Genomic DNA, 11,141 nt, shown 5'->3' on the forward strand with positions numbered 1-11,141 from the left:
AGACCCGCTTCGGTGTCAATCCGAGCTTCCTGTGAGATCAATGACGATGGTGGCTGTGGCGCAGTTGGTTAGCGCGTTAGGTTGTGGCCCTAAAGGCCGAGGGTTCAAATCCCTCCAGCCACCCCATCGAATTCCCGGACGGAGCCTCGGCTCCGTCTTTTTTTTTGCCCCAATCCGCAAACGCGTCGCGTTCCCCAGGCGCAGCCTTGCGCAGGAAAAAGCAACGCCGAATTCGGAGCCGTCTCCATTCGACGATTCGGTGCGAAGATCGGGCAAAAGCCCGGCGAGAGGCGCTCGTTCGGTTACGGCGCGGCTTGCCCGGAAACGGCCTCGTCCCATTGCCCGCCGTCGCCCAGCGCCTCCCAGAGGGGGGCGGCGTCGCCGCGCCAATGTTTCCAGCGCAGAACCACATCCCGCGGCGCGATGTTTCCTGTTCCGTAATAGGCTTCGTTGGCAGCCGCATCGGGCCGGACAAACCCGCCGCTGAAGGACACGCCCGCATACATGCCGCCCATGTCCACATACAGCAGCACGGGCCGGTCCGTCGCCAGCCGGGATACTCCGGTCCGGTCCACCGTGGTCAGGGCGACCACGTCCGCGTCCAGACCCATGTCGAACCCCGAATCCAGCCCGGAAAGCATGTAGTCGCGGTCGAAGAAAAGATAGACCAGGGAGCCGCCTTCGACGCCCGCCTGGAACCCATAGCCGCCCTTGCCCATATGATAGAATGCGGGCGGGCTCCATTTTCCGAAGTCGTCGCGCGCGAGCAGGACGCCGCTGCCGCCGCCCACGCTGAGAATCCATCCCAGCCGGACGTATTTCGGGAAAATCAACACTCCCTCGGCGCGGTCCAGCGCAGCGGCGAAACCGGGATAGCGCGACTCGGCGCGAAGCGCGGTCACGGCGTCGGCGGCGCTGCGCACCAATCGCTCCTGAACCGGAGCCTCGGGGCGGGAATCGACGCTCTCCTTCGGCGGGTTCTTGGGCAGGCAGCCGCAAAGCAGGAGCAGCGATACTCCGAGCAGCATGGGGACTATCAGGCGCGTCGGAACGCGATCATGGCGGGCGGCGGATGAATGAATAAACATGGGCCGAGCATAGCCCAGCCCACGTCACGAAGCAAGATGGCGCAGCAACTTGCAGGGGACCGAAGAAACGCTCCCCCGCGACAGAGGTCAGGAAGCGGGCTCTGCGTCCGCCTGCTGATGCATCGAGGTTTCCCGGCTTTCCAGGCTTGCGTCCTCGGCCTTGGTCCCTTCCATGTCCCCGTTCATGGGGGCGACGTTGTTCAGGGCGTCCCAGACCTGCTGCACGGGCCGGGAAACGAAGTATTTGTTGATCATGATGTTCTCCGGCGTGGCCGGAGTGTCCAGGGTGGCCGGAGCGACCGGATCGGTTCCGTAGTAGGCTTCATTGGGCGTGGGCCGCGCCGAGATCCATCCGGTCAGGAACGACCCGTCCATGGGGGTGCCCGGCTGGTCGAGAAACAACAGGACCGAAAGGTTCTCTTCCAGATTGTATTCCTCGGCCTGACCGTTGCCGTGGGATACGATCATGCCGATATCTTCCGGCAGGCGATACCCGGAACTGAGTCCGTTGAGCATCAGGTCGCGGTCGAAGAAGACGTAGATGAGCATCCCGGCTTCCATGGCGGGATGGGGACCGTTGCCGTCGTTGTTGATGTTGTAGAAGGCGGGCTGGCTCCATGCACCGGAGGCGTCGCGGACCAGCAGAATGCCGTCGCGGCCTTCCACGCGGGAGAGCCAATGATGCTTCTTGAAGCTGGGAAAGATGAGCACGCCCTGGGCCCACTGCAGAGCATAGTCGAACGTGCGGGGACGGCTGAATTGACGCATGTCCCGCACTGCGGTTGCGGAAGCGTCCACAAGCTGCTGCTCGTAGGATTCGCGCGGGATGATCTCGGCTTGCGGCTTGGCGCAGGCGGCCAGCGTCAAAAAACAAAGGGCCGAGACAAGTACGGTCAGACGTTTACTGTTCATAACTACTCCCATTGAAGGCGCTTTCGGCGATTGCGGCTGGAAACTTAAGGCACGCCTCATAGCAAAGCAAATTTTGTGCCGTAAATCTAAGCTCTTCGCAATCGCCTCACATCCCCCACCCGCACGGTCACCTTCTCGCGGTCGAGATATTCCAGCACGGGAATGGCGTACTTCCTTGAAAGTCCTGTCAATTCCTTAAAATCCGGAGCGGCCATCTCGCCCTTTTCCTCAAGAAATCCGCGCACGGCGTCCTCGATGCCCTTGAGCGCGGGAGCATGGAAAAACATTTCCTCCTTGACGCGAACGAGCTGCCCTTCGTCAAGTAACCGCCGGAACGTATCCGCGCTCTGTTTGGAACTCACGCCCAAAGGTTCGAGCACGTCCTTGAGGTTCGGCGGGGTCGCCCCCCCGTCCACATACGCCTTGAGCACGGCCTCGCGCAGCGCGGTCTGGTCCGCGGCGAGCGAGGCTTCATGTCCGGGCAGACGCACGGCGTCCCCCTCTGCCGCGAGCCTGCCGCGCTTGATCATCCGCTCCAGAACGAAATGCACCACGCGCGGGGGCAGGTCGCGCCCCCAGGCGGAGAGCACTTCGCTGCGACCGGCCCCTGCCCTGTCGCCATGCTTGCGATGGTATTTCTGCAGAAACGCCTCCACGCTCTCGGCCATGCCCTCGAACGCGGTCGCGGAGAGAAAGCGGCGCTCTTCCTTGTCCACCAGCAGGACCAACCCCTTGGAAGAGAGTTCCTGCAAGGCCGCATCCAGCGCCTTGCGCCCCATGCCCGTCAGGACGGGCAGCTGCGCGCCCGTGCAGCCGCCGACGCCCGCAAGCTCCAGCCGCAGACGGACCCGTTCGGCGCCTTCCGCCCCGGCCAGGGAATCGAGGAGTTCCGCCTGGGCCGAGCGGCGCTTGATCTTGCCCGCGTCCGGGTTGACCAAGAGCCCGCCCGCCACGGTGCGCAGCGGGGAAAAGGAGCGCAGCACGACATGATCGCCGCTGACGCCGACCATGGGTTCGGCAAAACGGACCTGGCAGACGGCGGTGTCGCCGGGAGCCAATTCGTCGCGATCCAGGAAATAGAGCCGGGCCAGCACTTCCCGCCCGCCGTGGTGGAAATGGACTTCCTTGCGGTGCTTCAGCGAACGCGGGGACGAGGCCAGGCAGGTCAGCTGCGTGTCCCAGGCCAGGGTCGGGAAGAGCGTGCCGGGCCGGGCCACCACGTTGCCGCGGGAAATTTCGGAAACATCCACTCCGGAGAGGTTCACGGCGGTACGGCGGCCTGCGGGGGCCTCCTCCACCTGTTCGCCGTGGGACTGAAGCCCGCGCACCTTGGCCGGAAGCCTGTCCGGGTAGACGAGCACGTCCTCGCCGAGCCGCACGCTTCCGGCGACCAGCGTCCCGGTGACCACGGTGCCGAAGCCCTTCATGGTGAAGACGCGGTCCACGGGCAGACGGAACAGGTCCGTGGCGCTGCGCGCCGGAAGATTGCGGGCCACCTCGGCTATGGCCGCGCGCAGCTCGTCCATTCCCCTTCCCGTGCGGCCGGATACGGCAATGACCGGCGCGCCTTCGAGAAACGTCCCCTCCATTGCCGAGGCGACTTCCTCCTGGGCCATCTCCAGCCAGTCTTCCTCGACCATGTCCGCCTTGGTCAGAGCCACCAGGCCGTGCCGGATGCCGAGCAGGGTGCAGATTTCCAGATGCTCGCGGGTCTGGGGCATGATGCCCTCGTCCGCGGCCACGGTCAGCAGCACGAAATCGATGCCCGCCGCGCCCGCGACCATGTTCTTCACGAACCGCTCATGTCCCGGCACGTCCACCACTCCCAGACGGTCCACGCCCGGCAGGTCGAGATGGGCAAAACCAAGCTCGATGGTGATGCCCCGTTCCTTTTCCTCGCTGAGACGGTCGCAGTCGATGCCGGTCAGCGCTTTGACGAGGGTGGTCTTGCCGTGGTCGATATGCCCGGCGGTGCCCATGATCAGCGGCATGAAGCCTCCTTGAAGTCTCGTGGTCAAGCTGAGAGTCGTATCAGGGCACAATAGAAGAATTATCCACATGCCACAAGAACCGGCGTTGCCTTCACGGTCCGGCACGGAGTATTCTTTCGCATGGCCACTGAAACAGCAGCCCTTCCACCGTATCGGCAGTTCCTGCCCGCCGCGCCCCTGCGCGCCCACGTGCTCTGCTTCTGGTGCGTGCACGCGCCGCCGCTCGCCCTCGGCCCCAGACGCATCCGCGTGCTGCCGGACGGCTGCATGGACGTGATCTTCAATTTCGGCGACCGCATGGCTCCGGAAGGGTCGTCGGTCGGCCAGCCGGAAGCCTTTGTCGTGGGCGCGTCCATGCGCCCCGGCGTGGTGGAGATGAACGGCCGGACGGACATCGTCGGCTTCCGGCTGCGGCCCGGCAGCGCCTTTCCCCTGCTCGGCACGCCCTGCTCCGAGCTGTCCGACGCCGTCGGGCCTGTGGAAATGCTCGGAGCCGGCCTCGCCACGCTGCTGCGCGCCCACGCCTCAAGCCAGCCCGATCCAGCCCGACGAGTGCGGGTCATGGAGCGCCTGCTGCTGGAACGCCTTTCCTTGCTGGCCGAGCCGGATCCTCTCGTGAGACAGGCCCTGCACCACCTCGGAAGGGAAGCCGCCCTCGACAAGGGCATTGTTCCCAGCGATTCGCCCGCCGAGGCGCTGGGCGTCGGTCGCCGCAGGCTGGAGCGCCTTTTCGCGCGGCATGTGGGAGTGGGGCCTGCCGCTTTTCGGCGGACCTTGCGCCTGCATCGCGCCCTGACGTTGCTGCGCCGCCCCGGCAATCCCCTCGCGGACGCGGCCCATGCGGCCGGATTCTGCGATCAGCCGCACATGAACAGAGAAATCAAAACACTCACCGGACTTTCGCCCCTCGCATTGCAGCAGGAATGGCGGGATGTCGCCATCGTCCAATACGAAGCCGCCCCGTTCTGATATCCGGTCCGAAACCATAAGGAGCACCAATGCCCATCAAATTCGAAGGACCGGCCGTGCTGGTCCGCGACATGAAACAATCACGCGAGTTTTACGAAGGCCTGCTCGAACAGGAAGTGCTCGGCGACCACGGTCCGCACGTGGCCTACCAGGGCGGATTTTCGATCTGGCTGGCGGAACACGCCTGCCCCCTTCTGGGCAAGCCCGCCCCGACAACGCCCCTGGGCCGGGACAACTTCGAGCTGTATTTCGAAAGCGAAGACCCGGAAGCGGCCTACCGCGCCGCCGTGGAAGCGGGCGCGGACATCCTGCACGAAGTGGTGGAGCAACCCTGGGCGCAGCGCTGCTTCCGCATGCTCGACCCGGACGGCCACATCGTGGAAGTGGGAGAACCGCTGCCCGCCCTGGTCCGACGCCTGATGCGCGACGGCATGACCGAACAGCAGGTGGCCGAGAGAACCTCGTTGCCGCTGGAATACGTGAACATGCTTTCTGCGGGGAAGGAATAGCCCAAGAGAGCGGAAGCGCCGCCGGGGGAGGAAGCCTCGGCATCCTCCCCCGGCGGGGTCTTCGTCAGCTTTTCAGGAATGCGCTGTAGGCGTTCACCGTGGAATAGATGTCCGCCTTGCTGGTGATCTCGAAAGGACTGTGCATGGAAAGCACCGGCGGTCCCATGTCGATGACGTCCATGCCGTAGACCGCCAGGAATTTTGCAACGGTCCCTCCGCCGCCCAGGTCCACCTTGCCGAGTTCCGCCATCTGCCAGGGCACGCCCGCATCATCGAGCACGCCGCGCAGCCTGCCGATGAATTCCGGATGGGCGTCGTTGGCCCCGACCTTGCCGCGATGGCCCGTGAACTTGCTGAAGCAAGGGCCGTAGCCGAGATAGGCGGCGTTGAGCTTCTCGTAGACTTCCATGAAATTCGGGTCCGTGCCCGCATGGACGTCCGCCGAGATGGCCTGGCCATGCTGGAAGATGGCGGACAGACGCGCCTTCGGCTCCCAGGAGTCCCGCAGCTCTTCCATGCAGTATTCGAAAAACAGGGATTTGGCCCCGGTGGCGCCCTCGGATCCGATCTCCTCCTTGTCCCAGAAGAGCACGATCTGCGTGTATTCGGGGTCGTCCTCAAGTGCGAGGAACGCCTCCAGCGCGGAATATACGCAGGCGCGGTCGTCCTGGGCGTAGCTGCCGATCAGGGAGGAATCGAGCCCCACGTAGCGCGCCGGGCCGGCAGGCACGATCTGCAATTCGGCGCTCATGAGATCCGCCTCGGCAATGCCGTAACGCTCGCTGAGCAACCGCAGCAGGCGGGGCTTGACCTTGAACTCCTTGTCCTCGTCTTCGGGGAGTTCGGGTTCGTGCGCCAGGACCACGTTCAGGCTCTCGGCCTCGAAAGCGTCCGAAACCTTCTTCTCCACCTGCTTGTAGGCCAGGTGGGGCAGAAGATCAGTGATGGTCATGACCGGATCGTCCTCTTCCTCGCCCACGCGGACCTCGACAAGGGTGCCGTCCTTCTTGGCCACGACCCCGTGCAGCGCCAACGGCACGGTCAGCCATTGATACTTGCGGATGCCGCCGTAGTAATGCGTCTTGGCCAGAGCAAGGCCCAGGTCTTCATACAGCGGGCGCTGCTTGAGATCGATGCGCGGCGCGTCCGCGTGCGCCCCCACGAGACGAAACCCCTCGGAAAGGGGACGGCGTCCCTTGCGGGCCATGAACACGGTCTTGCCCCGGCTGAACCGGAAGCACTTGTCGGACGACAGATCGTCCGAAAATCCGGCCAGCTCCAGCTGCTCGCGCACGAAGTGCATGACCTCGCGCTCGGTCTTGCAGCTCGAAAGAAAACGAACGTATCGATCCGCCAGGGCGTTCATGCCTTCGCGGTGCTCTTCGGAGGCATAGACCCGCCATCCGTTCAACGGCTTGTATTCCAATTCGTTCTTGCTCACACGGACTCCTTGAGTGTTACTGCTGAAGCGCCGCGCGCAGGGCGCGGGCAACCAGGGGATGCTCGTCCGGGCGCAGGGTGCGCGGATCGAGGCAGAAAGCGTCGTTCTCCACTCGGCCCACCAGGGGCGGGTCCGTGCGCAGCAGCGCCTCGCGCAGGGATTCGACGGAAAGATGCAGGGGACGGACCTCCGCCAGCACGGTGGGCAGATCCTTTTCCGGAAAGGCCCCGCCGCCCACGCGGGACATGTCCCTGCGGGTGGCGACTTCGGCCAGGCCCCGCAGCTCGGCGCGCAGAAGCCGGGCCAGCCGCCCGGCCTGGGACTTCAGCGTTTCGAAGGGCGACGCGATCATGCGCAGGGTCGGCACGGTTTCCAAGGCACGCTCCGGATCGAGACAAAGCCGCAAGGTCGCCTCCAGGGCGGCCAGGGTCATCTTGTCGATGCGCAGAGCCCGGTTCATGGGATTCTTCTTGATCCTGTCCAGATATTCGGCGCGGCCCACGATGATGCCCGCCTGCGGTCCGCCCAGAACCTTGTCGCCGGAGAAGGTCACGACGTCCGCTCCTTCGCGGACCACTTCCTGGACCAGGGGTTCGCCCTCCAGGCCGGGAAGGCGGATCAGCGCTCCGCTGCCCAGATCCTCGATAAGCGGCAGCCCGTGCTTGTCGGCAAGGCCGCGCAGCTCGGTCAGGGCGACCTCCTTGGTGAATCCCACCACCCGGAAATTGGAGGTGTGCACGCGCATCAACGCGCCCGTGTTCTCGTTCAAGGCCCGCTCGTAGTCGGCGAGATGGGTGCGGTTGGTGGCTCCCACCTCGCGCAGAACAGCCCCGCTTCGGGCCATCACGTCCGGGATGCGGAACGAACCGCCGATCTCCACAAGCTGCCCGCGGGAAATGACGACTTCCTTCCCTGCGGTCAAGGTTGAGAGCGTCAAAAGCACGGCCGCGGCGTTGTTGTTGACCACCAGTGCCGATTCGGCCCCGGTCAGACGGCGCAGAAGCTCTTCGACGTGGCTGTAGCGGCTGCCGCGCTTGCCAGTGGCAAGGTCGAACTCCAGGTTCGAATAGTTGCGGCAGGCATCCTCCACGGCGCGCACGGCTTCATCCGCCAGCAGGGAGCGCCCCAGGTTGGTATGCACCACCACGCCCGTGGCGTTGAGCACGCGCCGGAAATGCGGCCCGGCGCCGGCGCGGACGAACGCGGTCAGATCGGGCAGCAGCCGCTCCATGGCGAGGTCTTCGGGCGCGGCTATGCGGCCTGCGCGTATGTCCGCACGGCGCAGTTCCAAGAAAGCGTTCACGAGATCCTTCAGCAGGGAACGAGGAACGCCCGCCAGTTCGGGATGCTCGGCCAGTTCCGCCAGGACGCGGTCCACTGCGGGCAGGCTGCGATATAATTCAGACAAAAAGAACCTCCGTGTGACGCCCGCGCAAGTCGCCGGACTGATCCGGACACTGACGCCGACAAAACCGGCGGGATCGGACCCGCCATTCGCCGAGGCAGGCTCAGTTCGCCTCGCGTTGAAGATGACGGGGGTAGAATCTATAGAACTCGGCCAGCAAATACAAGGAACCGCAAATCAAGACGGGGCTGCCCGCCTTGGAGGCACGTTCCAACGCGGCCCGGCAGTCCGGCGCGGCAGCGGCGGCTCCGCCAAGGCAGGCGGCCAGCTCCTCGCCCGGCAGCATGCGTTCGTATTGCGGCAGGGTGGGACAATGCACCGGTCCCGACGTGAGCCCGCGCAGAAGCGGGGCCATGCGGTCGATGTCCTTGTCGCGCATGCAGGCGACGACCAGGGCGGCGGGTTCCAGGCGCTCGGACTGGAGGGTTTCGGCGAGCACTTCCAGCGCGGGTTCATTATGCGCGCCGTCCAGAATCCAGGCGACTCCGTACTGTTCCACGACCTGGAAACGTCCCGGGACAAAAGCCCGCTGCAAGGCGCGGCTCCGAGCGTCGGCATCCTGCACGACACCCAGACCGGGCGCAAGCTCGTCCCAGGCCGCCAGGGCCAACCCGGCGTTGTCGCGCTGGTGCTGTCCGCGCATGCCCACTTCCAGGCAAGCGGGCCGCGTGAAGACCAGCTTCGCCCCAACCTGCTCGGCCCGCTCCGCGAGCACGTCGGCGACCCGGTCATCCTGCAAGGCGCTGAAGGCCTTGCCGTCCTTGCGAATAACGTGAGCCTTGTCCCTGCTGATGTATTCGAGCGTCGGTCCGAGAACCTGGACGTGGTCCAGTCCGATGGGCGTGAGCAAGGCCACGTCCGAGCCGAACGCGCGCACTGCGTCGTAGCGGCCGCCCAGTCCCGCCTCCATGACCGCGAGCTTCACCCCGGCGCGCCGGAAGGCGCTCATGGCCAGACACGTCAGAAACTCGAAATAGGTCAATCCGGCATCTCCGGCCAGCTTGTCCACCTCATTGGCCGCATCGATCCATTGCCGTTCGGGAAGCCAGGCTCCGTCCACGAGCACGCGCTCGCGCAAATTCAGGAAATGCGGAGAGGTGTAGAGCCCGGTTCGAACGCCGTGCTCCCGTGCGAGACGCTCCAGGAATGCCGCTGTGGATCCCTTGCCGTTGGTTCCGGCCACATGGGCCACCAGAAAATCGGGCGCGCCGAACGCTTCGGCGAAGCGCGCGACACGATCCAGGGTCAGGTCCATGTGAAACAGTCCCAACCCGTCTAGATATTGGAAAATATCGTCAATGGAAGTGAAACGCATCTATTCCCCCCGGTTGCATAGTTTTCAAGTGTAGGAGCGCGGCGCATCGAAGTCCAGCCTTTCAGCAGCTCCGCGCTCTCAACTTTTTCCGTGCGCAAACCGAAAAAAACACGGTGCGGACTCGAAATTGGTACTTTCATCCGATGGCTGCCCCTGCCCCGACGAGCTTATGCAAGGAGGTGGAATACCCTCCCCTGCCGAGGAGGGTGCAGGTTACCGCACTGATTTTCCGGGCAGACATGATCGATGCCTGCGGGAGTCGAGAACCATGAAAAATCTCGCGATAGTTCTGGCACTGCTTATTCTGGCCTTTTCAGCCAGCACGGACGCGGCCGAGCGCGACGGCGCGCTCAAGCTGAACGCAGCCAGCAGTCTTCCTTCGCCCGCTCTTGAGTTGAAATTGCCTGAAGACGGAAGCTTCTTCAGAAATTTCAAGCGCTCCGACATGCCCCTGGGAGCAAACGCCGTTTCCGCAGCCAGAAGCGTTTTGGCCGTCGAGAAGCTTCGGCGAACCGACAGGATCAAGCCGCTTGAACTGCCCGCTTCCAGAACGTTCGGCAGGCTTCCTTCCGGAGCGGCCCTCGCGCTCCTGCTCGTGGCTCTTCTCCTGCTCCCCTTCATGGGCAAGACCGAGGTGCACTAAAAACGGACCCGCCTGCGAGCCGCTCCTCGGCCTCGCTTGTTGATTTGTTTCGCCCTATGTCGTAATCGTTTGTTTTGTTCGTAGTCTCCAAGGTTTCGAGGAGGGCGACGCCGCCATGGAAAACGTCAACGTCAGCATCCCGCTGCACCCCAGGTTGATCTACGCGCTCAGCGAGCTGGCCGATTCCCAGAACATCTCGTTCTCGACCCTGGTCCGAATGGTGCTGGAACAGCATCTGCGCCAGGAAGAAGACCTTGAGCACAAGAAACAGGAAGCGCGGGAAGGCGGCGACAAGGAAAAACGCAAATACGCCCGCAAGCCCATGGCGGTTCCCGCAGCCATCCAGTTCAAGGTCGGCGGCGCTGTCATTCCTCCCGACGAGATTGAAATGGTCAACATATCCCTGGGGGGGGCATTGCTCTCACTGCCCAAGGAACACCTGCTTCTCAAGGAACTCGTCAACAGTCCGGACAAATTCGATCTGGTGCTGACCCTTCCCGAGGAGGAGCAGCCCGTGCAGTTCACCAGCAAGACGAGCCGCGTACGAAAAACCCGCGACAAGGTACAGCTGGGCGTCTCCTTTGACGAATACAGCTATTACGACTTTATCAAGCTCTATAATTTTCTCGGATAGCGCCGGGAAGGGAGAAGCTTTTTCCTTGACCCGTGCGGCTCCCTCCGTATACGAAAATCATCCCGACCGGGCCAGTAGCTCAGGTGGATAGAGCAACGGCCTTCTAAGCCGTTGGCCGAGGGTTCGAATCCTTCCTGGCCCACCATTAACAAAAGACAAACCCGTCTCTCTGGGGTCATTCTCCGGGGTGACGGGTTTTCTTTTTTCCCTTGTTTCCAAAGGGTTTGCGCCCGT

10 protein-coding genes and 2 tRNA genes are annotated in these 11,141 nt (G+C 63.9%); 6 read left to right on the plus strand and 6 right to left on the minus strand.

Annotated elements, in window-relative coordinates:
- The first annotated feature begins 49 nt into the window (after window positions 1-49).
- Window positions 50-126 (plus strand) — tRNA-His (locus tag G452_RS0107635).
- Between the two features lie 176 nt (window positions 127-302).
- Here G452_RS0107635 and G452_RS20540 read toward each other — a convergent pair.
- The 3 genes from G452_RS20540 to selB all read right to left on the minus strand — a co-directional run bounded on the left by G452_RS20540 (window position 303) and on the right by selB (window position 3,991).
- Window positions 303-1,028 (minus strand): lipid-binding SYLF domain-containing protein, encoded by a 726-nt coding sequence (locus G452_RS20540; RefSeq protein WP_022661675.1) that lies wholly within the window; start codon window positions 1,026-1,028, stop codon window positions 303-305.
- A 147-nt stretch (window positions 1,029-1,175) separates the two neighbouring features.
- On the minus strand, window positions 1,176-2,000 hold the full coding sequence (locus G452_RS0107645; RefSeq protein WP_022661676.1) for a lipid-binding SYLF domain-containing protein: 825 nt from the start codon (window positions 1,998-2,000) through the stop codon (window positions 1,176-1,178).
- A gap of 86 nt (window positions 2,001-2,086) precedes the next feature.
- Window positions 2,087-3,991, minus strand: a complete 1,905-nt coding sequence (gene selB / locus G452_RS0107650; protein ID WP_022661677.1) for a selenocysteine-specific translation elongation factor — start codon at window positions 3,989-3,991, stop codon at window positions 2,087-2,089.
- 120 nt (window positions 3,992-4,111) lie between these two features.
- Here selB and G452_RS0107655 point away from each other — a divergent pair, with 120 nt between their 5' ends.
- Together G452_RS0107655 and G452_RS0107660 are read left to right on the plus strand one after the other, a co-directional pair.
- Window positions 4,112-4,960 carry an AraC family transcriptional regulator gene (locus tag G452_RS0107655; RefSeq protein ID WP_022661678.1) on the plus strand — a complete coding sequence of 283 codons (849 nt, stop codon included), beginning with the start codon at window positions 4,112-4,114 and terminating at the stop codon, window positions 4,958-4,960.
- A 29-nt stretch (window positions 4,961-4,989) separates the two neighbouring features.
- Window positions 4,990-5,469, plus strand: a complete 480-nt coding sequence (locus tag G452_RS0107660) for a VOC family protein (RefSeq protein WP_022661679.1) — start codon at window positions 4,990-4,992, stop codon at window positions 5,467-5,469.
- A 64-nt stretch (window positions 5,470-5,533) separates the two neighbouring features.
- Here the strand turns inward: G452_RS0107660 and G452_RS0107665 are convergent, their stop codons facing one another.
- From G452_RS0107665 to G452_RS0107675, 3 genes are all read right to left on the minus strand, one after another.
- Window positions 5,534-6,910 carry an aminopeptidase gene (locus G452_RS0107665; RefSeq protein ID WP_022661680.1) on the minus strand — a complete coding sequence of 459 codons (1,377 nt, stop codon included), beginning with the start codon at window positions 6,908-6,910 and terminating at the stop codon, window positions 5,534-5,536.
- Between the two features lie 16 nt (window positions 6,911-6,926).
- The gene (gene selA / locus G452_RS0107670) at window positions 6,927-8,318 is read right to left on the minus strand and encodes an L-seryl-tRNA(Sec) selenium transferase (protein ID WP_022661681.1); all 1,392 of its coding nucleotides are present in this window, start codon (window positions 8,316-8,318) and stop codon (window positions 6,927-6,929) included.
- A 100-nt stretch (window positions 8,319-8,418) separates the two neighbouring features.
- Window positions 8,419-9,630, minus strand: a complete 1,212-nt coding sequence (locus G452_RS0107675) for a bifunctional folylpolyglutamate synthase/dihydrofolate synthase (protein WP_022661682.1) — start codon at window positions 9,628-9,630, stop codon at window positions 8,419-8,421.
- Window positions 9,631-9,898: 268 nt separating this feature from the next.
- Between G452_RS0107675 and G452_RS0107680 the strand changes: the two genes are divergently transcribed.
- The 3 genes from G452_RS0107680 (at window position 9,899) to G452_RS0107690 (ending at window position 11,052) form a co-directional block, all read left to right on the plus strand.
- Window positions 9,899-10,273: a hypothetical protein gene (locus G452_RS0107680; protein ID WP_022661683.1), complete on the plus strand. Its 375-nt coding sequence runs from the start codon at window positions 9,899-9,901 to the stop codon at window positions 10,271-10,273.
- Window positions 10,274-10,388: 115 nt separating this feature from the next.
- On the plus strand, window positions 10,389-10,907 hold the full coding sequence (locus tag G452_RS0107685) for a PilZ domain-containing protein (protein ID WP_022661684.1): 519 nt from the start codon (window positions 10,389-10,391) through the stop codon (window positions 10,905-10,907).
- Between the two features lie 68 nt (window positions 10,908-10,975).
- Window positions 10,976-11,052, plus strand: a tRNA-Arg gene (locus G452_RS0107690).
- The last annotated feature ends 89 nt before the right edge of the window (window positions 11,053-11,141 follow it).

It is taken from the genome of Paucidesulfovibrio longus DSM 6739, from assembly GCF_000420485.1.
Taxonomy (GTDB): domain Bacteria; phylum Desulfobacterota; class Desulfovibrionia; order Desulfovibrionales; family Desulfovibrionaceae; genus Paucidesulfovibrio; species Paucidesulfovibrio longus.